Origin of the sequence: Pseudomonas sp. Z18(2022) (genome assembly GCF_036346535.1) — a bacterium.
Classification (GTDB): domain Bacteria; phylum Pseudomonadota; class Gammaproteobacteria; order Pseudomonadales; family Pseudomonadaceae; genus Aquipseudomonas; species Aquipseudomonas yamanorum_A.
Genome location: NZ_JAOTOA010000011.1, coordinates 43,853 through 68,694 on the forward strand (window position 1 = coordinate 43,853; position 24,842 = coordinate 68,694).

Below are 24,842 nucleotides of genomic sequence, written 5' to 3' on the forward strand. Positions count from 1 at the left end.
CCTATTGTCCTGTCGATGGGACGAACTATCCGCGCCTGACGTCGGCAAATCCACCCCCAACTGGTCAGTGAAGCATCGGCGGGTTACCTTCTGGCTTTCCCCGGCCTGTGCATTGCGATGAACCTTGAACATCCCCGTAACCGCAGAATCATCGACTTGATGGGACAGTTGGCGCCCGTGGAGGGCTACAACCTGACGCCTCTGGATGACGTGCGTTTCCTGCGTTCCAACCGGCCGTTGACGCGGATTCCGGTGCTTTACGACCCGGGGATCGTGATCGTGTGCCAGGGCCGCAAGCGCGGTTATCTGGGGGAAGACGTCTACGTCTACGATGCCCGGCACTATCTGGTGGTCTCGGTACCGGTGCCGTTCACCATGGAAACCGAGGCCAGTGAAGTAGAGCCGATGCTCGCGGTGTACCTGCGCCTGGATTTCAAGCTGGCCGCCGAGTTGATGCTGGAACTCGACGCGTTGGCCCCATCGCCGCAAGCCAGGCCCAAGGGCATGTACGCCTCGCCGATGGACGACAAGCTCAGCGGGTCGTTGTTGCGCTTCCTGGAGGTGATGAGCGTGCCGGTTGAAGCACAGGTACTCGGCCCGACCCTGATGCGGGAAATCTACTACCGCATCCTCACAGGCGAGCAGGGCGGCTCGATGCGTGCGGCACTGAATCTCCAGGGCCAGTTCGGCAAGGTGGCCCGGGCGATTCGCAAGATCCACGCGTGTTATGACCAGCGCCTGGGGGTGGAAGAGCTGGCCAACGAAGCGATGATGAGCGTGCCGAGTTTTCATGCGCACTTTCGCACGGTGACCGACACCTCGCCCATGCAGTACCTGAAGTCGACGCGCTTGCACCAGGCGCGGCTGCTGATGCTGAGGAGTGACATCACTGCCGCCACGGCCTGCGCCAAGGTCGGGTACGAGAGCGCCTCGCAGTTCAGCCGTGAGTTCAAGCGGTTTTTTGGGCGCACGCCCCATGAAGAGATTGACTGGATGAAGCGCACCTATGCGTTGCCTGCACCCACGAGTGCGTCTATCTATGTTTCGTCACATTAGAATCACTGTCCTGTCAGTGGGACAAACAATCGCATTCTGTCCGACTAATCGTCGATTGGTTTCATCTGTAGGCTTATTTCCATTCCGTCGCCCCTGGCGATGCTTACTTGGAGATAACCCATGAAACTGTTGCATATCGATTCCAGCATCCTCGGCGACAACTCGGTTTCCCGTCAGTTGAGCGCCGGCGTCGTCAAGACCTGGCAAGCAGTCGAGCCAGGCGTTGAAGTGACCTACCGTGACTTGGCTGGCGAAGGCATCAACCACTTTTCCGGCGTGACCCTGGGTGCACTGGGCACCGCTGCCGAATTGCGTGATGCCGTGCAGAAGCACGAAGCCGAGCTGAGTGCCAACACCCTTGCCGAATTCCTCGCCGCCGACGCGATTGTATTGGCTGCGCCGATGTACAACTTCACCATTCCGACCCAGCTCAAGGCGTGGATCGACCGTATCGCCGTTGCCGGCCAGACTTTCCGCTACACCGAAAACGGCCCTGAAGGCCTGGCCGGTGGCAAGAAAGTCATCATCGTGTCGACATCCGGCGGCCTGCATGTTGGCCAGCCTACCGGTGTGGCGCACGAAGACTACTTGAAAGTGCTGCTGGGTTTCCTCGGTATCACCGACATCGAAATCGTCCGCGCTCACGGCCTGGGCTACGGCGAAGAAGTGCGCAACAAGGCTATCAGCGACGCCAACGTAGTCATCAACGAACAATTGTTCGCTGCCGCGTAAGACTTGTGTAAATTTTGCTGCTCCTCGATATCAATCTGATCCGAGGCGCCTAAACTCTGTATTCTGCTCGCCTGAAAAGCGATCGGAGTACGGAGTTTTTTCGTTTACCCGCTGTCACTACTTTGGCCCAGGTTATGCACGCATGGGTAAACCCTGCCAGTCCGAGCGCCTGAACCATGGATATTTCAATAGCTACGCGGGCTTACGCAACAAAGGTGGACATCCCCATGATGCGTCTTTGTGCAGTCTTGGTTCTTTCCCTGCTCGGCGGCCTGATTTCAGTGCAAGCCGCGCCTGCGCCGCACCCTCATTGGAGTGTGGGCTTTCACCGCATGACGTTTCTCGACCCGCTGGACCTGCAGCCGATGAAAGCCGTCGCGTTCTATCCGTCCACGGGCCTGGAACACACCACCCAGGTGGGCGCTTATCACATTGCCGCCACTGAAGACTCGAAGATCGCCATCGGCCGCTTTCCGATGTTGATGCTGTCCCACGGCAACACTGGCACGCCGCTCGCCTTGCACGACCTTGCCACCTCTCTGGCACGCAAGGGTTTTGTGGTGGTGGCGGTGCTGCACCCGGGCGACAACTACAAGGATCACAGCCGCCTGGGCACCTTGAGCAACCTGTATGGGCGCCCGATCCAGATTTCCGAAGCCATCACCGCCACCCTCGGCGACCCGATGCTGTCGCCGTTCGTCAACGTCGACCAGGTGGGCGTCATCGGTTACTCGGCCGGTGGCGAGACCGCGCTGATCCTCGCCGGTGCCAAACCCGACCTGGACCGCCTGCGCCGCTATTGCCAGCAACGCCCAGAAGATCGCGATGCCTGCACAACCAAGGGCGAACTGATCGTCGACCGTGACGACCTGCAACCCCAGGCAGATCCGCGCATCCACGCCTTGATGTTGATGGCGCCATTGAGCCTGATGTTTGGTCGCCATACCCTGGCAGACGTGCATGTGCCGGTGCTGCTCTACAGTGGCGATGGCGACAAGCTGGTGGCCGTGGACAAGAACGCCGAGGCCCTGGCGCGCAAGCTGCCGGAACCGCCGGACTTCAAGCTGTTGGCCGGGGCAGGGCACTTCGTGTTCATGGCCCCTTGCGATGAGAGCCAACTGGCCGCGATGCCCGCCATGTGCACCGATGCGGACGGGGTTGACCGTGAAAGCATCCACCGTGACCTGATTTCCGAGGCCGGGCGGTTCTTCAATCACACCCTGGGGCAATCCACCCGGGCGGGCTTGCAGACGGCTGATCAGTAAGCGCGGCGCTTGAGCATCAAGGTCAGGCCCAGGCCGGTGACCGAGAGCAGGGCGGCGCAGAAGAAGATCCACGAATAGCCCAGGTTCAACGCCACCGCGCCCATCACCGGCCCGGCAATTGCCAGCGCCAGATCAAAAAACACTGCATACGCACTCAACCCGGCGCCCCGGCTGCTGTTGGGCACCTGCTTGATCGCCTCCACGCCCAGCGCCGGGTACACCAGTGATAACCCAAAGCCGGTCAGCCCGGCGCCAATCAACGCCACGCCGGTGGACGGTGCCAGCCACAGCAGCGTAAGGCCGAGGGTTTCGATGGTCATGCAGGCAATCGCCGCGGTGAACCCACCAAAGCGGTTGATGGCGGAGATAAACACCAGGCGCGACAGAATAAAACACACGCCAAATACCGTGAGGCACCAGGCGGCGCCAGTCCAGCCACGGCTCAGGTAGTACAGGGTGATAAAGGTGGTGAGGGTGCCGTAGCCGATCGATGCCAGGCAAAGGCTGGCGCCAAACGGCGCAATGCGTCCGAACACGGCCCAGAACGGCAGGCGCTCGCCGCGTACCACGGGCACCGAGGGTTTATTGCGGATCAGCAGCAGGCCCAGGGCCGATAGCACCGTGAGCGCGATCCCGAGGCTGGTGTAGCCGTAATCGGCAACCATCACCACGCCCAGCGGCGCGCCAATCGCAATTGCGCCGTAGGAGGCGATACCGTTCCACGAGATCGAGCGCGCGGTGTGTTCGGCGCCCACCGCGCCCATGCACCAGCTGATGGTGCCGACGCCGATCAGGCCCTGGGCCACGCCCAGCAACAGGCGGCCGACGATCAAGATGCCGAGGCTCAGCAATGGCAGGCTTTGCACCAGCGTGGCGATAAACGTCAGCACACCGCTCAGCAGGATCCCGCTCAAGCCCAGCACGATGGCGCGCTTGGTGCCGACATTGTCGGACATGCGGCCCGCCATGGGGCGGCTGAGCAGCGTTGCCAGGTATTGAGAGCCGATGGTTATCCCGGCGATTACCGCGCTGAAGCCCAGTTCGCCATGGACGTAGCCCGGAATCACCGCAATCGGCAGGCCGATGCAGATGAACGCGATAAAGGTGTAGAAAACGATGGAGACGATCTGCAGGGTGATCGACAGGGAGCTGGGGGCGGCGGGCTGTGGGGCAGGCATGGGGACTCGTTCGCGGGCGGGCGGTGAGCGCATAATGGCAAGGGCCCGGAGCAAAAGGAAGCAGGCTATCTAATTTTCCGCGAGAACCTGTGGCGAGGGAGCTTGCTCCCGTTCGACTGCGTAGCAGTCGCAAACTTCTGGGGGCGCTTCGCACCCCAGCGGGAGCAAGCTCCCTCGCCACAATGTGCGCCCCTGAAATGAAAAAGCCCCGTCACACTGGACGGGGCTTTGGCGTTTCTACGGCAGGCGGTGCTTAGAAAACCACGCCTTGGCTACGCAGGTAGTCGTCATAAGTACCGCTGAAGTCGATCACGCCGCTCGGGCTCAGCTCGATGATGCGGGTCGCCAGGGACGATACGAACTCACGGTCATGGCTGACGAAGATCAGCGTGCCCGCGTAGTTTTCCAGCGCCAGGTTCAGCGCCTCGATGGATTCCATGTCCAAGTGGTTGGTCGGTTCGTCCATGATCAGCACGTTCGGCTTTTGCAGGATCAGCTTGCCGAACAGCATGCGGCCTTGCTCACCACCGGAAATCACCTTCACCGACTTGAGGATCTCGTCGTTGGAGAACAGCATGCGGCCCAGGGTGCCGCGAACCACTTGCTCGCCTTCCTTGGTCCAGCGGCCCATCCAATCGAACAGGTTGGATTCGTCTTCGAAGTCCGAAGCGTGGTCCTGGGCGTAGTAGCCCAGTTCAGCGGCGTCGGTCCACTTCACGGTGCCTGCATCCGGGGTCAGTTCGTTGACCAGGGTGCGCAGCAGGGTGGTCTTGCCGATACCGTTCGGGCCAATGATTGCCACGCGCTCGCCGGCTTCAACCTGGAAGCTGAAGTCCTTGAACAAGGTCTTGCCGTCAAAGCCTTTGGCCATGCGATCGACGATGACCGCCTGGCGGTGCAGCTTCTTGGTCTGGTCAAAGCGGATGAACGGGCTGACGCGGCTCGACGGCTTGACTTCGGCCAGCTGGATCTTGTCGATCGCCTTGGCGCGGGAGGTGGCCTGCTTGGCTTTCGAGGCGTTGGCCGAGAAGCGGCTCACGAACGATTGCAGCTCGGAGATCTGGGCTTTCTTCTTGGCGTTGTCCGACAGCAACTGCTCGCGGGACTGGGTCGCCACGGTCATGTATTCGTCGTAGTTGCCCGGGAACAGGCGCAGCTCGCCGTAGTCCAGGTCGGCCATGTGGGTGCAGACGCTGTTCAGGAAGTGACGGTCGTGAGAGATGATGATCATCAGGCTGTTACGCTGGGTCAGGATGTTTTCCAGCCAGCGAATGGTGTTGATGTCCAGGTGGTTGGTTGGCTCGTCGAGCAGCAACACTTCCGGATCGGAAAACAGTGCCTGGGCCAGCAACACACGCAGCTTCCAGCCTGGCGACACTTCGCTCATCGGGCCGTTGTGCTGCTCGATGCCGATACCCAGGCCCAGCAGCAACTCGCCAGCGCGCGATTCGGCGGTGTAGCCGTCCATCTCGGCGAAGTCGGTTTCCAGTTCAGCAACGGCCATGCCGTCGTCTTCGGTCATTTCCGGCAGCGAGTAGATGCGGTCGCGCTCGGCCTTGACCTTCCACAGCTCTTCGTGACCCATGATCACGGTGTCGAGTACGGTGAATTCTTCGTAGGCGAACTGGTCCTGGCGCAGCTTACCCAGGCGCACGTTCGGCTCCAGCATGACCTGGCCGCCCGATGGGTCGAGGTCACCACCGAGGATTTTCATGAAGGTCGACTTGCCGCAACCGTTGGCACCGATCAGGCCATAACGGTTACCTGCGCCGAACTTGACCGAAACGTTCTCAAAGAGCGGCTTGGCGCCGAACTGCATGGTGATGTTAGCTGTGGAGATCAATTACTTTACCTATCAATAGCTTGGAGTGCGCTAATTTGAGCCGGGCCCATTTTGTGGCCCAGGCCAACGGGCATACGTCGGCAGCGACATCAAGGCTTGAGGCCCAGTCGCTGAGCAGAAAAATGGGTGCATGTTGGAATTTGGCGCGCATTGTCGCATATGTCAGGCGGGAGTTGTATGGCGCTGCAAGGATGGATTCACCCGGGTCTCCGGCATTGCCACCCACAACAGGCCCAACGCGACGGCGGCCACACCCGCCAGGGTCAGGAAAGCGGCGTTGTATCCAGCCCACTGCACCACGAAACCCGCCAGGCTGCTGCTCAGCGCGGCCCCGAGGCCGAATGCAGTGGACAGCGCCCCCAGGCTGACATTGAAACGCCCGGTGCCCTGGGTGAGGTCTTTGACAATCACCGGAAACAGCGCACCAAAAACCCCGGCCCCGACGCCGTCGAGCATCTGTACTGCCACCAGCCAATAGGGATCATTGGACAGCGTATACAGCACGCCCCGCAGTGGCAGAATCATGAAGCCGGCCAGCAGCAGCGGCTTGCGCCCCCACACATCGGCTTTCACCCCCACCAGCCAGGCCACCGGCACCATCACCAGCTGCGCCGCAACAATGCAGGCCGAGGTCAGCGGGGTGGCCATTTGCAGGTTGATCTGCGCCAGCTTCTGGCTCACCAGCGGCAACATGGCGGCATTGGCCAGGTGAAACAGTGCGCAGCAGATGGCGAACAGCAGCAATGGCCTGTTGGCCAGTAGCACCGCGATCCCCGACGGCTGTTCATGTTCGGCGCTGTGGGACGGGTCGAAGCCCCGCGCCACCTCGTGGTCGATCGCCTCGGCCGACACGCAACTGACCGCGATCACGCTGGCCACCGCCATGACCGCCATCAAGTAGAACACCGCCACCGGGCCAAACAGGTAGGCAAACCCGCCGGCGAGGAGGGCGGCCACCGCGTTACCGGCGTGGTTGAACGTTTCATTGCGGCCGGTGCGGCGGGTGAAGGCCCGCGGCCCGGTGATGCCAAGGGAAATCGCCGAGATGGCGGGTGCGAACACCGAAGCTGCTGCCGCACTGGCCGCCTGGGTCAGCGCCACCAGGCTGAAGGAGCTGACGAAGGGCAGGAGCAGGCAACTGGCGGTCACCAAAAGGGCTGCGATCACGATCACTGCGCGCTTGCTGCGGGTTCGGTCAATCAAGGCGCCGGCTGGCGTCTGGGTGAGCAGGGCGGCGATGCCGGCGAGGGTCATCACCACGCCGATACTGGCGGGGTCCCAGTGATGCACGGCCAGCAGATAAATCGCCAGGTAAGGTCCCAGCCCGTCACGCACGTCGGCCAGGAAGAAGTTCAGGCTGTCCAGGGACAAGGTGTTGCGCAGGTCAGAGCGAGTGGCCATGGCACAGTCTTCAAGGGCGAGGTCGGTAGCGATAGTGACCCATGGCATGAACGTATAGTTCTGCCGTGGGCGTCACGCGCCCACGGCGGCGCAAGCACAAACATTTACAAAGTGGAGCCAATTGCATCGAAAAATAGCGCTGGCGGAGGTTTTTTCAGGGGATTTTATTGTTAACAGTTGAACATCCCATAAGCCTGGCTTATTTTCCGTCCGTTCGCCCTACAGTGAAGGCTCTTTACCGGTTCAGGGATGGCGAGGCTTTTGGTGTAGGGCGAACTTCTTTTGTCGCAATGACTAAAAAGTTTGCCTCCTACTGGTTTGTGCACACATGGGGAGAGATCGTCAGCGGTGCCATCGCCGACGGGTTGCAGATCAGCCATCTGCAGGAGTTCGCGCACTCCAATCGCGAGGAACTCTACGACCAGTATGAACACCAGCCCGCGCAACTGCCGCTGTGCTACACCCTGACTGCCATCAAGCGCCCGGCGTGACTGGCTGGCTGCAAGGCCGGCAACCTGTTCTTGCGACATAGTTTTCACATGGCCTTCACTTATCGACCTGTAGGGTGAAGGCTACCTACTCCAGTGAATACCTTGGCCCGCCCTCATCGCGGGCTTTTTTTTGCCTGCCCGGCAGCCTTTAAATTTCTTTTTTGGTTAAGAAATGACCAGTCAAGGTCATGGGTTAACCCTGTCTGAAGGACTAACTGAAACGATTTTGTGAGAATTGTCTGAATTCTCAAAGCTGCGTACGAGATTTCCTAATAATCACGCGTATTTAGCGCTATTTTGTAGCCCGCTTCGGACACCATTCTTTACAAGCTGGTCTACGCTCAGCGCATCGGGAATGACATCTAAGTATCTGAACGAAAACAATCTCTACTCGTGTGGGACTTTTCCGGGTCTGGGGTGGTCCGATGACACATCTACAGACCGTGTGTGTTGGGTGTACAGGGCGTTGTCCCTGTTTTGCGCATGGTTATTCAGTATTTCACGAACATGTGCGGCCGTTGACTGTCGACTTTTTTAAGGTGTATCAGTTTTGAATAAAATTCCTCGGCTCCAAGCTCATGCGGCATCGGACGAAATTGATCTGTTTGAAGTGTTTCACGGTATCTGGCGGCAAAAAAAGGTGGTGCTGGGATGTACGATTCTGGCGGGTGTCCTGGGGGTTGGGTACGCATTTCTGGCACCGCGGGAATATCAGGTCAGCAGTGTGCTGCGTCCCGCCGCCATCAACGAACTGGATGCACTGAACCGCTCCGAAGTCTATAAGCTGCCCCCGGCCGACGCCCTGAACAAAGTGGGGGCACAGCTGGATTCCTATGAAGCTCGCCTGGGGTTCTTTAAAACCCACGAGGACCTGTTCAAGGCGGTCCAGAAGCCTGGGCAAAGCCTGGAGCAGAGTTTTGAAGAGTTCAACCGAAACTCCATCAATCTGAGCCTGCCTGATCCTAAAAAAGCCGACTCCCTGAGCAACTATATCCGGCTTGAGTTGCAGTACCCCAGAGACATTGACGGGGTGGCGATTCTCAACGGTTTTGTGGATTACGCCATTGATTCGGAACGTGCCCAAGTCGGCGCTGACCTGAAGGTGATCGTCAATAACCGCTTGAACGAACTCAAGGGCAAGATTGACGCGGCGCGTTCCAATTACGAAACCGATAAGGAGTCCAAGATTGCCAAGCTGCTTGAAGCGGATCGGCTCAAGCGGGCCCAGTTGGAGGACGAGTTGGTTGCCCTGCGCCTGCAGATGAAAATCGAGAGAACGGATCGACTGGCAGAGCTGGCTGAGGCCATTTCCATTGCCAAATCGATGGGCATCAAGACACCGACTACCCCCTCCTCGATGGCGGACGCCTCGCGTAGCGGCTCGAATCAAGTGATGCGCACTGAGGTCAATAATCAGAAAATCCCGCTGTACTTTTTGGGTACAGAGGCGCTTGAGGCGGAGCGCACGGCCCTGCAGGCGCGCACCAACGATGACTTTACCAACAGTCGCATTGCGGAGATTGGTAAGGAGTTACAGATGCTGCAGGTCAACCGCGAAGTGGAAGTACTGAAAAAGCGCGGGAATGAAGACATTTTCTTGCAGGATGTTGAACCATTACGAGCGGAAGTCGCGCGGTTACGCGGCCTCAATATCGACATGAGCTCCCTGAAACTGGTCACTATCGACCGACGTGCCCAGGAGCCGCTCAGCCCGATCAAGCCTAAAAAAACCCTGGTTATCCTGCTGAGCCTGGTTGCGGGATTGATGGTGGGTGTGTTGATAGCGCTGGGCCGTCATTTCATCTCGACACGCCGTGAAGCTGTGGCTTATTCGCTGCAGGACGACAATCGGTTTTCCCAGCGTCCACGCAAGGATGGCGAACCCCATATTTAACACCCACCGCCCTCGGGCTTGCCGTCTGGCAAGCCCGCTCCCACGCTGTCCAGCACACTCAATGGACACCTTTTCACAATTCTTGATTAACCTTTGGTTACAAAGTGTGGCTAAAATAGCTGCCAATGGCCATGATCCGGATTGTCACCCAGCCGGTCATGTTGCCTGTTTTTGAATTGTGATTTCAGGTGCTGCATCTTCAATCCTCGGCCGTCGTGGGCACGCAGGAGCAGCCTGTTCTCTTCTGACTTGTGACGAATACCTTGAAACTCATCATTGTTGCTCTCTACGTTTTGTCCATTGCGTATGTTCACCTGCGTGGCCGGGTGCGACACAAGCTGGGCCGCCAGCTCAGCGATCACTCGACCTTCCTGGCTCCGGTGAATTGCTTTCTCTACCTCTTCTCCAAACTGCCCAGCCGACCGTACTTGTCTCCCAGCGACTTTCCAGACCTGAGCCCGTTGCAGGAGCACTGGGAAGAAATTCGCCAGGAAGGCCAGAACCTGCTGCGGGCCGGCGAGATCAAGCGCTCCGACCAATACAACGACGTGGGTTTCAATTCGTTCTTCAAGACGGGCTGGAAGCGCTTCTATTTGAAATGGTACGGCGACAGCCATCCTTCGGCGATGAAGCTGTGCCCGCGCACCACCGAACTGGTGCAAAGCATCGGAACGATCAAGGCCGCGATGTTTGCCGAGCTGCCGCCGGGGTCCAAGCTGGTACGCCATCGTGACCCGTACGCCGGCTCCTACCGTTATCACCTGGGCCTGGACACGCCAAATGACCCGGGCTGCTACATCAACGTCGACGGTGAAAACTACTACTGGCGCGACGGCGAAGCGGTGATGTTTGACGAGACGTTCATCCACTACGCCGAAAATACCACGCAGCAGAACCGCATCATTCTGTTCTGCGACATCGAGCGTCCGATGAAGTACCGCTGGGCGGCCGCCTTCAACCGCTGGTTCAGCCGCAACGTGATGGCCGCCGCCGGGTCGCCCAACGATGCCGGTGACAAGACCGGTGGCCTGAACCGTGCCTTTACCCGCCTGTACAAGATCCGCCTGCGGGGCAAGGAACTGAAGAAGCGCAACCGTACGCGTTATTACCTGGAAAAGTGGGCGATCTTCGCCGGCCTGGCGTTGATCTTCATCCTGATCTGAATCGGGCGGCAGCGCGCATCAACCTGGCGGATGCGCGCCCAGCTTGTCCCACATCTTCTTGCTGATCTTCTGCCGGTTGGCGTAACCCGCCCACGGATCCTTCTTCAAACCCTGCAAGCGTTCATGCAGATTGGCCACCGTCCATTGCTGGGCACCCTGCAAACTTTTCAACTCATCACGACTTACTGGCACCGACACCGGCAGGCCTGGCCGTGCCCGCACCGAATAGGCGGCTACCGTACTGGCGCCACGGGCGTTGCGCAGGTAGTCGATGAAGATCTTGCCGACCCGATTTTTAGGGCCTGACGTTGCAGTAAAACGCTCCGGCAATTGCTCTGTCATGAACTGGGCGATCGCTTTGGCAAAGGCTTTTACGGTGTCCCAGTTGTCCCGGCGCGCCAGTGGCACCACCAGATGCAGGCCTTTGCCGCCGCTGGTCTTGACGAAGGCTTCAAGCCCCAATTCATCCAGCACCGACAGGGTCAACTGGGCCGCTTCGAGCATGCTTTTCCACGGCAGTGCCGGGTCGGGGTCGAGGTCGAGTACAAACAGGTCCGGGGTTTCGATCTTGTCGGTGGTTGCGCCCCAGGTGTGCAGCTCAACGGTACCCATTTGTACGGCGCCGATCAGCGCGGCCGGGCTGTCGATTTCCATCAGCCGTGCATGGCCCGGGTCCAGGGCCTGGTCCAGTTGCTTGATATTCGGGATCGCCAGGCGCTCGGAATGCTTCTGGAAAAACTGTTCGCCGGCAATGCCTTCCGGCGCCCTCAGCAGGGACACGGGACGGTTGCGCAAATACGGCAGGATCCACTCGGTGATCCCTTCATAGAACTGTGCCAGTTGCAGTTTTTGTGTACCGCTTTGGGTGTCGATCACCCGATCCGGATGGGTGATCTTGACCCCGGCCGCTGCGCTGGCTTCAGCTGCCTTTTTGCGTGGTTTTTCCTTCAGCGACTTGGCTGCTCGCGGCTGCTCATGAACAATCTGCCCGACCGGCTTGTCGGTGCGCAGCCCAACAAATGCCGCCTGGCGCACCACGCCCTCACGGGTCCATTCGGCAAATTGCACTTCGCCAACCAGTTGCGGTTCGACCCAATGCACGCCACGGGCCTGGGCGCTCGTCAGCGGCTTGGCCAGCGGTGAAGCATCGCGCTCCAGCGCCTTCAATTGCTCACTGATCTTCTTCAACGCGGCTTGATCAAACCCCGTGCCCACGCGCCCGGCATACACCAGGCCCGTGTCGTCGTTGACTGCCAGCAGCAACGCGCCAAACCCGCTGCGTGAACCTTGTGGGCGAGTGAACCCGACGATCACGAATTCCTGGCGCAGCCGGCACTTGAGCTTGATCCAGTCCGGGCTGCGCTTGGACACGTACGGGCTGCCGGCGCGTTTGCCGATCACGCCTTCCAGGGCCAGGTCACAGGCGCTTTCGAAGATATCCCGCTGGTTGGCGGCGAATGATTCGGAGAAGCGCAGCAACTTGCTTTTGCTGCGGTTCAGTACGTCTTTCAGTGCGGCACGGCGAGTTTCGACGGCGGCTTCGCGCTGGTCGCGACCTTCCAGGAACGGCGCATCAAACAAGTAATAGACGATGTCCAGGCTGCGGCCGATATCAAAGGCGTTTTGCAACGCCTGGAAATCCGGCAACCCCTCCGCGTTCAGGCTGACGACCTCGCCATCCAGCCAGCTGTCCTTGAGTTTCAGTGCTTCCAGGGCCTTGGCCTGGCGTGGCAGGCGATCGGTCCAGTCATGGCCATTGCGGGTGAACAGCCGGACCTCGCCGCCGCGAATGCGCGCCAGGATCCGGTAGCCGTCGAACTTGATCTCGTACACCCAGTCCCCGTCAGGCGCATGGTCCACCAGGGTCGCCAGCTGTGGCGCGAACTGGTCGGGCAGGGCGGCTGAAGATTTGCGCGTGGTTTTCTTCGAGGCGACGGTTTTTTTCTCGCGGCCCACCGTGGCGTCACTCAGTACGCTTTTAGGTTCGGCCAGCACTACATCGTAGTCAGCCACCGGGCGTGCCTGCTGATCGTTTTCCTTGATCAACAGCCACTGTTCCTTGTCACCACTGCCCTTGAGTCGCGTGCGCACCAGGGTCCAGTCGCCGGCCAGTTTTTCGCCGATCAAGGTGAATTTGAGCTTGCCTGCGGCGTAGGCTTTGCGCGGGTCGTCGTGGGGCTGCCACACGCCGCGGTCCCACACGATCACATCGCCGGCGCCGTATTGGCCGGCGGGAATACTGCCTTCGAAACTGCCGTAGCCCAAGGGGTGGTCTTCCACATGCACGGCCAAGCGCTTCTGGCTCGGGTCGAGGCTCGGCCCCTTGGGCACCGCCCAGCTTTTGAGCACGCCATCGAGTTCCAGGCGAAAATCGTAATGCAGGTTGCGCGCATCGTGCTTCTGAATCACGAACGACAGGGCCTGCGCCCGGCTCCGGCCGCGGGGCGCGCTGCCGGCGGGTTCTGCGGTGACTTCGAAGTCGCGCTTGGCGTTGTATTCACTCAGGGGCTTGGCCATGGCGGTCTACCTCATGAAGCCTTGCGGGGTTTTTTCGCGGCAGGTTTCTTCGCTGGGCTCTTGCCCGCCAGGCTGCGTTTGAGCAGCTCGGTCAGGTCAATCACATCGGCGGATTTACGTTCATCCACGCCTTCGCTGGACTCCACGTCTTCGATCTTGCCGGCCTTGGCTTTCTTCGCCACCAACGCCATGATCTTGTCCTGGAAGCTGTCGCGGTATTCGTCGGGCTGCCAGTCGGCGCTCATGTCTTCCACCAGGCGCTTGGCCATGTCCAGCTCGCCCTTGGCCAGGGTTGGCTTGGTCACATCGCTGCCCAGTTCCAGCTCGTCCAGGCCGCGCACTTCGGCGGGCCAGCGCAGCATCACCAGCACCAGGGCCGATTCCAGCGGCATCAGCGCCGCCAGGTGTTGCTTGGTGTGCAGCACCACGTTGGCCAGGGCGACCTTGCGGGTTTTCTTCAGGGTTTCCCGCAACAGCGCGTAGACCTTGCCGCCACGCTTGTCGGGCGCCAGGAAGTAGGGCGTATCGATGTTCTGCAAGGGAATTTGATCGCTGGCCACAAACGCGATGATTTCGATGGTCTGGGTGGATTTGGGGTGGGCCGAGCGGATTTCGTCTTCGCTGAGGATCACGTAGCGGCCTTTCTCGTAGGCCACGCCCTTGACGATGTTGTCCTTGGTGACTTCCTTGCCGGTGGCCTTGTTGACGCGCTTGTAACCCACCGGGTCCATGCTGCGCTTGTCCAGCCAGTCGAAGTCGACGCCTTGGGAAGACGTCGCCGAGACCAGCGACACCGGGATGTGTACCAAGCCGAAACTGATTGCGCCTTTCCAGATAGCCCGTGGCATGTCGGTTTTCCTGAGCGTGTGGGGGTCTTCAGGTGACACGGCGGGTTCGGCAAAAGTTTCCCTGGCCAGCCGGCTGGCAGCGGGTTTCAGACAGATCGTGTTACACCTGATGAGAAACTATTTAGTTACCAAAGCCGAACCCTAGGCGTAGCGTGTTATCGAAAGCACGTACTCCTCGCGCCCAGAGAGGCTTTGTCATGAACACCCGTTTGCGTCACCTTGCCGTATTGGCGTTGGGCCTGGCCTTGAGCTCGTTGGCACAGGCGCAAAACCTGCCCGGCAGAAGCAACAACCCCTACAACGGCCCTATTCACCAGGCCAACCCCAACAGCATGCAGGGCACCCAGCCCAACGCACCGGCTGCGCGGGGCACCTACATTCCACCGGCGCAACGGCCACCCACCCTGCAAAACGGCGGCATCGGCAACAGCGTCCAGCGTCGCGACAGCGCGCAGACCCCGCCGGCCATCCAGCCCAAGGCTCCCACCCGCGATGCCAATGGCAATCGCGGCGATTGAGTGTGTCAACACGACAAGGAAACCCACCGTATGTTTCTACGCAAAACCCTTCTAGCGACCGTCTGCGCCGCCGCCTTGCTGCCCCTGGCGCTGCCCGTTTCGGCGGCCGACACCCAACAGTTCCCCAGTGAACAGGGGAGCATTACGGTCACTCCGATAGCCAAGGGCCTGGATCATCCGTGGGCGGTGGCGTTCCTGCCGGACAAGCAAGGCTTCCTGGTGACCGAGCGCCCCGGCAACCTGCGGTTTGTCAGCCCGGACGGCAAGCTGTCCGCGCCCCTGAGTGGCGTGCCGAAGGTGTTTGCCAAAGGGCAGGGCGGTTTGCTGGATGTGGTGCTGTCGCCGGACTTCAAAGAGGACCGCCTGGTGTACCTGTCCTACGCCGAAGGCGGCGGCAAGAATGGCACCGCCGGCACGGCAGTCGGGCGTGGGCGCTTGAGCGATGACCTCAGCGGCCTGCAGGATTTCAAGGTGATCCTGCGCCAGGAGCCCAAGCTGTCCACGGGCAATCACTTCGGCTCGCGGCTGGTGTTTGACCGTGACGGTTACCTGTTCGTGACCCTGGGGGAAAACAACGATCGTCCCACCGCCCAGGACCTGGACAAGCTGCAAGGCAAGGTGGTGCGGATCTTCCCTGACGGTCGTGTACCGGAAGACAACCCCTTCGTCGGCCAGGAAGGTGTAAGGCCGGAAATCTGGTCCTACGGCCAGCGTAACCCCCAAGGCGCTGCACTCAACCCGTGGAGCGGCACGCTGTGGGAGAACGAACATGGTCCGCGCGGCGGGGATGAAATCAACATCATCGAGCGTGGCAAAAACTACGGCTGGCCGCTGGCAACCCATGGCATCAACTATTCCCTGACGCCGATTCCCGAGGCCAAGGGCAAGACCGTCGAGGGCACCGTCCCGCCGCACCACGTGTGGGAGAAATCACCGGGCGTGAGTGGCATGGCGTTCTACGATGCGGACCGTTTCAAGGCCTGGCAGCACAACGTGTTTATTGGTGCACTGGTCAGCCAGGAGTTGATTCGCTTGCAGTTCGATGGTGACAAGGTCATCCACGAAGAGCGTCTGCTGGGCGGGTTGAAAGCGCGGATCCGCGATGTGCGCCAGGGACCGGATGGTTACCTGTATGTGCTCACGGATGAAGACAATGGCGTGTTGTATCGGGTGGGCCTTAACCAGGACTGACGTAGACCACCGGGGTTGTGTGGGAGCTAGCTTGCCTGCGATGGCATCAACTGGGTGTGCCTGATACACCGAGGTGCCTGCATCGCAGGCAAGCCAGCTCCCACAGGTGAATCGCGTCAGGTTTACAGTCCCAGCTCTGACAACCCCGGATGTTCATCCGGGCGCCGCCCCAACGGCCAGTGGAACTTGCGTTCGCTTTCCTTGATCGGCAGGTCGTTGATGCAGGCAAACCGGTTCGCCATCAAGCCATTCTCGTCAAACTCCCAGTTCTCGTTGCCGTAGGAGCGGAACCAGTTGCCGGAGTCGTCATGCCATTCATAGGCATAACGCACTGCGATACGGTTGCCGGTAAACGCCCACAACTCCTTGATCAACCGATAATCCAGTTCCTTGGCCCATTTACGGGTCAGGAAACCCTTGGCTTCTTCGCGGTTGTGGGCAAACTCGGCGCGGTTGCGCCATTGGGTATCCAGGGTATACGCCAGGGATACTCGTTGTGGGTCACGGGAGTTCCAGCCGTCTTCGGCCAGGCGAACCTTTTCAATCGCCGATTCACGGGTAAACGGCGGCAGCGGCGGGCGTATTTCAGGGTTGGAGGACATGGGACGGCTCCTGGGCAGGTTCAAATGAACGTTGGGTCAAAGCGCCAATAACGTTCGCGCCATGGATTGCGCATTATCGGCAGCGGTGGTGTCGCCCATCACCAGGGCAACGGTAATGGCGCCATCAATCAGGATCAGCAGGTGCGCGGCCTGACGTTCCGGGTCGGGGGTGCCATGTGCTTGACACAGTTCGAGGAGGTACTCGAACAGTTTGTGTTTATGGGCCTTGGCCAGCAGGCGCACCGGGTCTTGCGGGTCGCCGGTTTCGCCGCTGGTGTTGATGAAGGCGCAGCCGCGAAAGTCGGCAGAGCCAAACCAGGTTGTCAGCGCGCTGAACACACCCAACAGGCGCTCGCCGGTGGTGGCGTGGCGTTCCACTTCGGTGCGCAGCCAGTGCATCCAGCGCTCGTCGCGGCGCTGCAAGGCGGCGATCACCAGTTCGTCCTTGTTGGCAAAGTAGCGGTAGACGCTCTTTCTGGAGACGCCGGCGGTCTTCACCAGAAGATCCATGCCGGTGGCAGCAATGCCGTGGCGGTAGATCAACTTTTCGGTGACGTCGAGGATAATGTCGCGAGTGATATCGTTCATGCAAACCACAGTAGAACGATCGTTCTCCTTGGTCAATTAATTATTTTTAACCCTGGGCGGGAAGACCTGAGCCAGCCCATGGTGTAAGCTCTCGAGTCCTTCGGATTCGACCCATTGCGAGCCCTATGCCGTCGTTATTCAAACGCTCCCTGTTGCCCAAGCTGCGCGGTTTTCCCATTACGCCCGAGGCTATCGAGGTGCTGTCCGGCGCCGCGCAATACCGTCGTTGCCTGCTGGAGAAAATTTCCCAGGCCACCCAGCGTATCTACATCGTGGCGTTGTACCTGCAGCAGGACGAGGCCGGGCAAGAGATCTACGACGCGCTGCACGCCGCCAAGGCCGCGCGCCCCGGGCTGGACATCGTGGTGGTGGTTGACTCGCTGCGTGCCCAGCGCGGCCTGATCGGAGCCGGCAAGCAACCGGGCAACAGCGCCTGGTACCAGGCCATGACCCAGTCCCACAGCACCGAAGTGCCGGTGTATGGCGTGCCGGTGCAAACCCGCGAGCTGTTCGGCGTGTTGCACCTCAAGGGCTTTGTGATCGATGACAGCGTGCTGTACAGCGGCGCCAGCCTGAACAACGTGTACCTGCACAAGTTCGACAAATACCGTTATGACCGTTACCACCTGATCCACAACAAGGCCCTGGCCGACTCGATGCAGCACCTGGTGGAGCACGGCCTGGTGGCCGCCAAGGCGGTGCACCGCCTGGACCTGCCCAACCCGCCGACCACCCGCAGCCTGCGCAACGACATCGGCGACCTGCGCAGCCGCCTGAAACACGCGGTGTACGACACCACGGCGGGGCAGTTGCCCAACGGCAATCTGTCGGTGAGCCCGTTGTTGGGCGTGTGCAAGAACAACCCCCTGAGCCGCGTGATCTGCGAGCTGATCGCCAGTGCCCAGCACCAACTGACCATCTGCACCCCCTACTTCAACCTGCCGCTGCCGGTCACGCGGGAAATCAACCGCGCCCTGGCGCGCGGGGTGAAGATCGACATCATCGTCGGCGACAAGACCGCCAACGACTTCTACATCCCGCCGAGCGAGCCGTTCAAGGTCATCGCGGCGTTGCCGTATCTCTACGAAATCAGCCTGCGACGCTTTGCCAAGCGCCACCAGCGCATGATCGACAGCGGCCAACTCAACCTGCACCTGTGGCGCGACGGCGACAACACCTACCACCTCAAGGGCATGTGGGTCGATCAGCGCTACACCTTGCTGACCGGCAACAACCTCAACCCGCGCGCGTTTCGCCTCGACCTGGAAAATGCCTTGCTGATCGACGATCCGAAGGGTGAGTGGGTGGGGCCACGGCGTACCGAACTGGCGGAGATTTTCCAGCACACCTCGCGTATCGAACGCTATCAGCAACTGCAGACCCTGGTGGACTACCCGACGGCCGTCGGCAAGTTTTTGCGGCGGGTCAGCCGGGTGCGGATCGAGCGGTTGTTGTATCGGATCCTCTAGCGTCATAGAGACCACACGCACCAGTTACAATTCGACGGCGCCTGCCGGATACGTCTGATAACCTCCGGGGAATTCAGCATTTAACGTTGCCTCACCGTTCAAGGACGCACGGCTCTTCCTACTTATGGAACCGCACGTGAGAGCATCACTATGCCCAGCCTTCAAGTAACACCTCGCGCAACATCGACCGATCACCGCCCATGGCTGATCGACACACCGCTTCGTTCCCACGCACCTGCGTCTGGCACCGTCGTCACCGATTCGCCCACTGCTTCCTTGCCGCAAACCGCGGCCAATCACCTGGCATGGACGCTGGGGCCGGCGAGCCCGGTGTCGTCCCGTGCCGCTTCGGCCGAGGTCGCCTTGGGCAAGGCGCTGGGGGCGGCGATGCAGAGTGGCAATCTGAGAGTCGGTGTGCCAGAAGGCAGCAGGCTGTCGCAGGCATTGGATGTCTACCACGAGGTGCTGAATCAGCCGTCGCTGGTGGAGTGGTTTGCCCGCAAGGGCATAGAGCCCGGTTCGGTTGAGGTTCACCGGGATTTCATTGCCGCCACCGTAGTGAGCGGCGGCACCCGAACCCGGGTGAAATACACCACGGCAGACGACTCCGGGTGGTGGCAAGTCTCGGCGCGGTTGCGGGTCATCCGCGAGGTGCTGGACCCGGCGGACAGCGGTTTGAACTACAGGCCGGGCAGTCCGCCCCGGGTCAGCCGCAATACGGTCTTGCAGTTCTACGGGATCGAACTGCCCGCCAGCTCAGACGCACTGAATAGCCTCAAGCACCAGTTGAGCCAGCAGGGCTTGCCGCTGGTGACGCAGCCCCAGGCACAGCGGATGCAACAGGCACTGGAGGGGGCGAGGCAAACCATTGACGAGCTTGATGAACGCCAGTATCTGGCCGAACGGCTGACGGAATTGGTCCAGGATCGGCCCGATGGCGAGCGGGTTGATTTGTCCGAACACCCTACTGAACTGCCGCCGGGATCAACGCTTGCGATCAGCGATGAGGCCGCCCGGGATCAACTCAATCAACTGGTGGCCTCGCCCGCGATGCAAGCGCTGCTCACGCGCGAAGCGGCGGACTGGGAAGGCAACCCGTTCAGGATCTCCGAGGGTCGGCTGGAACGCCGCACCCCGCTAGGGAGCTGGCGAAATCTGACGGTTTATGTCGAAGCTGTCCCTCAATTAAAGGCTGAGCTTGGTCCGTTGGTAGCGTTGAGCGCCACCATGGGCAATGCGTTGTATTCCGTACCCCAGCATGACCTGCGCCAGCGAGTGGCGGCCAAGGGGCTTGGCTCTCCCGTGAATGCCGGCCAGATACGCAACGTGATCCGATGGCTGCAAACCTCGCTGCCTCCAGCGCCGCCCCTTGGGGACTATGACGGATGGTTGACGCCGCCGCGGTCCAAGGGAGGCTTGTCGACGGAGGACAAAACCATCCTCGCGAACCTGGCCGTTGACGGCTCGGACATCTGGAGCGGCCATCTGGATGATGAAACACCAGCGTCACTGCGGGACAAGGCTGGCGAAGTCCTGGAAGCCGTACTCAACAATTCGCGGACGCTGGAGTGGGGCGGGCAATTGGCGGAGGCGGTGGAATGGCTCGATGCATCCACCGATGCAGGCGAGGCACGGCGAACGCGCCAACACCTGGTGATTGCTGCCTTGAAGTTGCAGGTCGACCCAGACGCCCCGGGCATTCCGGGGCAGGTGGCCGGTTATGCGCTGTATCAACCCGGCAATAAGGGCCGCACCTTGAGCGCGGTGCGCGAGGACGTTGAACAGCACCTGATCGGCAAAGGGATCGAGCTGAAGGTGGCGCCGCTGCTCGCGCAGTTGTTTCTGGCCCAGGCGGCACCGGAGTTTCTGGTCAGGGGCGTACCAGACGCAGTGCGTATCGGCACGCCGGCCTGGATGGAGCTGCGCCTGGGTTGCAAGCTGGCCGACTTCAGCCAGCCGGGTACTTCCCGGTTGATGAGCGAAGAGCAGGTCACTCATCTGACGACTCAAGGGCCGACGGATGCGGCGCAGGAGGCGTTGATCCAACTGCACGCCATGAAAATCCTGGCGGATTGGGGCGTACTCAATGGCGTGATAACCGCCGGCACCGACGGCAGTCACTCTGAGAAAAATATTCAGGCTGCCTCCAAAAGCTTTCTGGCCCAGCGTGCCGAGGCCAATGAAGCATTCACCATCGCGACCACGGCGTTGCCAACCCGCAGGGCACTGGCGATCAAGGAGTTGCTGCGCGCTTTTCCCGGGGTTTCGGAGCGTCAGTTGGAACGTATGAAAGTGCGGGTTGCCGATGACCGGGTCGCGCGAAACATGGCCCCCTCCGAGCCGAGGACGCGGCTCATTATCGACACTTACATGACTGGCGACCTGAAGCCAGGCGTCTGGCTGCTGGATGCCGACGTACCACCTTCCGCATCACGAAAGGTGCCCATCAGCGCGGTCAACGCCCATAAGGTTCCCGAGGCGGTGAAGGCCGCCCAACAGACACTGGATGCCAGGATCAGCCAGTTGCCGGCGTTGGCCCCGCTGTTGAAACCCCAGGTCACGGCACACTACCAAAAGCTCCAGGCCGCCTACGCCACCCGGTTGAAGCTGATGTTCGCAGAGCTGCCGCTCAAGGACCGCCAGCGCATAGAGAAGGGCACGGTTCAGCTCTATACCTTGCGTGGCGAGACCGGTGAGCCCAAATCCGGCGAAAAACCTGAGCGGCTGGAAGAGGTCAGGGGCCGCCAAGGCACCTTGATCCGCGCCGAAGACGTTGAAGGTGTGAGTTACTTCGAGGTGTTCGCATCCGGGAAAATCGTCAAGCGCAGCGATTTGCCGGACACGTTGCCCTTGAATGGCACCATCAGTGCGGATCACGAGACCATGCTGCGGGTGCAACGGGGCACCCACGTGCCGTTTGATTACGACGCTTACGACAAGGGAACAGAAAACCGGGCGGGGGCCATTTCATCGAATGTCATTATTGAACCCCTGGGCGACAGCCTGCCCGGCGACTGGCTTCGGGAGGGTGTCACGCCCGATGCTTTTGTTCCCGATACCTATGCCTCGGCAAAAACCCGGCGCATTGTCGAACAAATCGCCACAGACAATTTCTATGAGCGTCCGGCCACAATGCTGGAGCGGGCGAGGAACCCGTTGCCCCTTGAAAACCACCGTGAGGCCGTAGCACGCGACCATGCGATCCTGGTCGGGCTGGTGCCCTTTGTTGGAGCGTACAAGGCGTTCTCGGAAGGCAAGATCGGCGAGGGTTTTGCCAATTTAGTGCTTGATGCGGGCGGATTATTGATGGGCGCAGGGAGCCAGGCCCGAGCCCTTATCCGCTCGTCCAGGGCCTTGAAGCCAGTCAGTGCATTGAGGGGTAGCCTGGCCCGTATCAAGCCTGTGTCCGGGCCACACCCGGTGAAAGTCGCATGGCAGAGCCCGCCGTTAACGTTCAGTGACCGAGCCTTCAACTTTGCCCGGGATGCGGGGCTGTTTGCCAGCGCGGTGTTCAACCCTGTGGATGGTTACCCGGAAATGCTCGTGGCGGCGACCAGAGGCCTGGCCAAGCTGCCGTTGCTGATTGGGGGTAGCGCGCTGAAATTTTCCAAGGCGGCCCCGCATCTGGTGACCGCGCAGGAAAAGCTCAAAAGTTATCTGATTACGGCAGCGGGTATGCAGGCCAGGGCTAACTGGGCGCACCGTTCGGTGGCCAGTGTCGAGGGGCAGTCAGGAAAAAATCTGCAAGAGGAGCTGGTCGCAGGCCAGCATGATGGCAAGTGGTATGCCGTCGACCTGCAAACGGGGAGCCTGTCGGGTACGCCGCTTCGCCACTTTATGCCGAAGCCGCAAACACCCGCGTAACAGGAGCCGCCTGCGTCTGCCCGCCGTTGGGGCGTCAGACGCAGGCGGTCATTACATCAGTTCAAACCGAGCTTGCCACGCAGCGTCGACAGGTCTTCCGCCAAGGTATTGACCGGGCCAACCAGGGCTTTACGGTCAGCTTCCTTGACCTTGTCGTAGGTCTCAAAGCCGCCATCCTTGGTTTTGTACTTGGCCAGGATCTTGTCTACAGCCGCGAAGTTCTTGTCGACTTTGGCGACGAACGCCTTGTCTTGCTTCTCGATCTGCGGACGGAACAGGTCGACGATTTTCTTCGCGCCGTCGATGTTGCCCTGGAAGTCATACAGGTCGGTGTGGCTGTAACGGTCTTCTTCACCGGAGATCTTGGTCGCGGCTACTTCTTCAAGCAGGGCGGCAGCACCACCGACGACTTTTTCCGGCGGGAAGGTCAGGCCATCCACACGGGTTTTCAGGTCCAGCACGTCACTGTTGAGCTTGTCTGCCAGGGCGTCCAGGCCTTTGGTGGTGTTCTCGGAGAACAGGGTGTACTCGATGCGGTGGAAGCCGGTGAAGTCTTCGGCTTTCACGCCTTTTTCGTGGTCGTCTACACGGGAGTCGATGGACGCGTCGAGGTCGCTGAACAGCTCGGCGATCGGCTCGATGGACTCATAGTGAACGCGGGTTGGCGCGTACAGCTTCTTGGCGGTCGCCAGGTCGCCTTTTTTCACGGCGTCGGTGAACGCCTGAGTCTGGGTGACCAGTTCACCGATTTCTTCGGTGACATAGATTTTGTAGTCCGACACCGGCCCTACCAGGTCCAGCGGCGCGGTGGCGGCGAAGGCGGCCAACGGCGAAAGGCTCATTAACAACGACAATGCGAGAGACGACTTCTTCATGGGACGATTTCCGCTCTGGGGTTTGTTTTAGGTTTTGGCAGTGGTTTGTGGATGTGTCGCATCAAGCAGCGTGCGCCCGATAAAATCCTGGGGCCCGGTGACGCCTGGCAAGGTGAAGAAATAACCGCCGCCGACCGGCTTCAGGTATTCCTCCAGGGGCTCGCCGTTGAGCCGGGTTTGCACGCTGATAAAGCCTTTCTCCAGGTCAGCCTGGTAGCAGATGAACAACAGCCCCATGTCCAGCTGACCGTTTTTATTGACGCCGTTGGAGTAGTTGAACGGCCGGCGCAGGATCAGGTTGGCCTGGGTCTGTGCAGTACGTGGGTTGGCCAGGCGGATGTGGGCATCGAGCTTGGTCAATTTGCCTTCCGGGTCCTTGCTGTAGTCCGGGACCTGGGTTTCTTTCTGGCCGTCCATGGGCGCGCCACTGGTCTTGATCCGGCCAATGATGCTTTCTTGCTCTTGCAGGGGCGTACGGTCCCAGCGCTCGACGAAGTTGCGGATGATCCGCACCGCCTGGTAGCTGCCATTGGCGGCCCAGGCCGGTTCGTCGCTGCCGGGTTGAACCCACACAATCTGATCCATCGCCTTGTTGTCGTTGGAATTCGGGTTGGCCGAACCGTCACGAAAACCGAGGAAGTTGCGGGCGCTCTGTGCCGGCTCGCCGGGGCGGGCAGGGGCCTGGGGCGGCACGCTGCCTTCCTGTTTCCAGCGCACCAGCAGCAGGTCCGGCAGGTTCTTCACGATGTCGCGCAGGGCGTGAATATTGGTGTCCGGGGTGTTGGAGCTGAACTGCAGGCTCAGGTCGCCGTGGCACTGCGCCGGTTCCAGCGCATCGTTGGGGAAACCGACCATGCGAATCAGGCGCTTGGGCTTGGCCGCGGCCAGGCCGAAACGCTCGTCGAACAGCGATTCGCCCACCGATACAGTGATGGTCAGGTTGTCCGGCGTCACCACCGGGCCGAGGATCCCGGAATCGGTGGGTGGCAGTTTCGGATCGACTTGCACCACGGTGCCGCCGGTCATCAGGAACGCAATGCGCTCGTTCAGGGTGCGAAACAGGCGCTCCAGGTCTTCGCGGTCGCTGGCCAGCACATCGAACGACACCAGCATGCCGCAGGCCGGGCGCGGGGTGACGATGCCGGTCTGGTGCTTGCCATGGTAATCGTGGTGGTCCTGGGTCTTTTCACTGCTTGGGGCGGTGGTGACTTGTGCAGTCGCCGACGCGGCCGCCATCGCCGGGCAGCTCAGGCTGCTACCGGCAATCGCGGCGCCAGTGGCGGCCATGCCCAGCAATACACGACGACGCTGGGAAGAAAATTGTTCTGAATCACTCATGTCTACGGT

Annotated in this window: 19 protein-coding genes and 1 pseudogene; 10 read left to right on the plus strand and 10 right to left on the minus strand. The window is 60.6% G+C overall.

Features of this window, described 5'->3' with window-relative positions:
• The first annotated feature begins 117 nt into the window (after positions 1-117).
• From V3W39_RS20745 to V3W39_RS20755, 3 genes are all read left to right on the plus strand, one after another.
• On the plus strand, positions 118-1,056 hold the full coding sequence (locus V3W39_RS20745) for an AraC family transcriptional regulator (RefSeq protein ID WP_330213241.1): 939 nt from the start codon (positions 118-120) through the stop codon (positions 1,054-1,056).
• A 120-nt stretch (positions 1,057-1,176) separates the two neighbouring features.
• Positions 1,177-1,788, plus strand: coding sequence for an FMN-dependent NADH-azoreductase (locus V3W39_RS20750; protein ID WP_330213242.1), 612 nt, complete (start codon positions 1,177-1,179; stop codon positions 1,786-1,788).
• A gap of 227 nt (positions 1,789-2,015) precedes the next feature.
• The gene (locus tag V3W39_RS20755) at positions 2,016-3,053 is read left to right on the plus strand and encodes an alpha/beta hydrolase family protein (RefSeq protein ID WP_008436172.1); all 1,038 of its coding nucleotides are present in this window, start codon (positions 2,016-2,018) and stop codon (positions 3,051-3,053) included.
• Here V3W39_RS20755 and V3W39_RS20760 read toward each other — a convergent pair.
• The 3 genes from V3W39_RS20760 to V3W39_RS20770 form a co-directional block, all read right to left on the minus strand.
• On the minus strand, positions 3,047-4,231 hold the full coding sequence (locus V3W39_RS20760; RefSeq protein ID WP_177044115.1) for an MFS transporter: 1,185 nt from the start codon (positions 4,229-4,231) through the stop codon (positions 3,047-3,049). The genes V3W39_RS20755 and V3W39_RS20760 overlap by 7 nt on opposite strands.
• A gap of 253 nt (positions 4,232-4,484) precedes the next feature.
• Entirely contained in the window at positions 4,485-6,074 is a 1,590-nt protein-coding gene (locus V3W39_RS20765) for an ABC-F family ATPase (protein WP_177044114.1), read from the minus strand.
• Between the two features lie 162 nt (positions 6,075-6,236).
• Entirely contained in the window at positions 6,237-7,475 is a 1,239-nt protein-coding gene (locus tag V3W39_RS20770) for an MFS transporter (RefSeq protein ID WP_177044236.1), read from the minus strand.
• 308 nt (positions 7,476-7,783) lie between these two features.
• Between V3W39_RS20770 and V3W39_RS20775 the strand changes: the two are divergent.
• A pseudogene (locus tag V3W39_RS20775) lies at positions 7,784-7,966 on the plus strand (SAM-dependent methyltransferase); the annotation flags it as partial.
• Between the two features lie 550 nt (positions 7,967-8,516).
• Positions 8,517-9,860, plus strand: coding sequence for an LPS O-antigen chain length determinant protein WzzB (locus V3W39_RS20780; RefSeq protein ID WP_330213243.1), 1,344 nt, complete (start codon positions 8,517-8,519; stop codon positions 9,858-9,860).
• Positions 9,861-9,970: 110 nt separating this feature from the next.
• On the opposite strand, the gene V3W39_RS20785 is transcribed toward V3W39_RS20780, so the two are convergent.
• Positions 9,971-10,222 carry a hypothetical protein gene (locus tag V3W39_RS20785; RefSeq protein WP_177044097.1) on the minus strand — a complete coding sequence of 84 codons (252 nt, stop codon included), beginning with the start codon at positions 10,220-10,222 and terminating at the stop codon, positions 9,971-9,973.
• On the opposite strand from V3W39_RS20785, the gene lpxO reads away from it, so the two are divergent.
• The gene (gene lpxO / locus V3W39_RS20790) at positions 10,124-11,023 is read left to right on the plus strand and encodes a lipid A hydroxylase LpxO (RefSeq protein ID WP_177044112.1); all 900 of its coding nucleotides are present in this window, start codon (positions 10,124-10,126) and stop codon (positions 11,021-11,023) included. The two genes, V3W39_RS20785 and lpxO, sit on opposite strands and share 99 nt — an antisense overlap.
• 18 nt (positions 11,024-11,041) lie before the next feature.
• Here the strand turns inward: lpxO and ligD are convergent, their stop codons facing one another.
• Both ligD and ku read right to left on the minus strand, forming a co-directional pair.
• Positions 11,042-13,540 (minus strand): DNA ligase D, encoded by a 2,499-nt coding sequence (gene ligD, locus V3W39_RS20795; protein WP_330213244.1) that lies wholly within the window; start codon positions 13,538-13,540, stop codon positions 11,042-11,044.
• Between the two features lie 11 nt (positions 13,541-13,551).
• Complete coding sequence (gene ku / locus V3W39_RS20800; protein ID WP_177044110.1) at positions 13,552-14,388, minus strand: non-homologous end joining protein Ku; 837 nt, start codon at positions 14,386-14,388, stop codon at positions 13,552-13,554.
• A 197-nt stretch (positions 14,389-14,585) separates the two neighbouring features.
• Here ku and V3W39_RS20805 point away from each other — a divergent pair, with 197 nt between their 5' ends.
• Together V3W39_RS20805 and V3W39_RS20810 are read left to right on the plus strand one after the other, a co-directional pair.
• Complete coding sequence (locus tag V3W39_RS20805) at positions 14,586-14,906, plus strand: hypothetical protein (protein WP_177044109.1); 321 nt, start codon at positions 14,586-14,588, stop codon at positions 14,904-14,906.
• 30 nt (positions 14,907-14,936) lie between these two features.
• Positions 14,937-16,097, plus strand: a complete 1,161-nt coding sequence (locus V3W39_RS20810; RefSeq protein WP_330213245.1) for a PQQ-dependent sugar dehydrogenase — start codon at positions 14,937-14,939, stop codon at positions 16,095-16,097.
• A gap of 122 nt (positions 16,098-16,219) precedes the next feature.
• Here the strand turns inward: V3W39_RS20810 and V3W39_RS20815 are convergent, their stop codons facing one another.
• Both V3W39_RS20815 and V3W39_RS20820 read right to left on the minus strand, forming a co-directional pair.
• A complete protein-coding gene (locus V3W39_RS20815; RefSeq protein WP_259197354.1) occupies positions 16,220-16,699 on the minus strand; it encodes a nuclear transport factor 2 family protein in 480 nt (159 codons plus the stop codon).
• A 36-nt stretch (positions 16,700-16,735) separates the two neighbouring features.
• Entirely contained in the window at positions 16,736-17,287 is a 552-nt protein-coding gene (locus V3W39_RS20820; protein WP_330213246.1) for a TetR/AcrR family transcriptional regulator, read from the minus strand.
• Positions 17,288-17,412: 125 nt separating this feature from the next.
• Between V3W39_RS20820 and pssA the strand changes: the two genes are divergently transcribed.
• A complete protein-coding gene (pssA, locus tag V3W39_RS20825; RefSeq protein WP_330213247.1) occupies positions 17,413-18,756 on the plus strand; it encodes a CDP-diacylglycerol--serine O-phosphatidyltransferase in 1,344 nt (447 codons plus the stop codon).
• Positions 18,757-18,906: 150 nt separating this feature from the next.
• Positions 18,907-22,620, plus strand: a complete 3,714-nt coding sequence (locus V3W39_RS20830) for a hypothetical protein (RefSeq protein WP_330213248.1) — start codon at positions 18,907-18,909, stop codon at positions 22,618-22,620.
• Positions 22,621-22,676: 56 nt separating this feature from the next.
• On the opposite strand, the gene efeO is transcribed toward V3W39_RS20830, so the two are convergent.
• Entirely contained in the window at positions 22,677-23,495 is an 819-nt protein-coding gene (gene efeO, locus V3W39_RS20835; RefSeq protein ID WP_177044104.1) for an iron uptake system protein EfeO, read from the minus strand.
• A 27-nt stretch (positions 23,496-23,522) separates the two neighbouring features.
• The gene (gene efeB / locus V3W39_RS20840) at positions 23,523-24,833 is read right to left on the minus strand and encodes an iron uptake transporter deferrochelatase/peroxidase subunit (RefSeq protein WP_177044103.1); all 1,311 of its coding nucleotides are present in this window, start codon (positions 24,831-24,833) and stop codon (positions 23,523-23,525) included.
• Between the last annotated feature and the right edge of the window lie 9 nt (positions 24,834-24,842).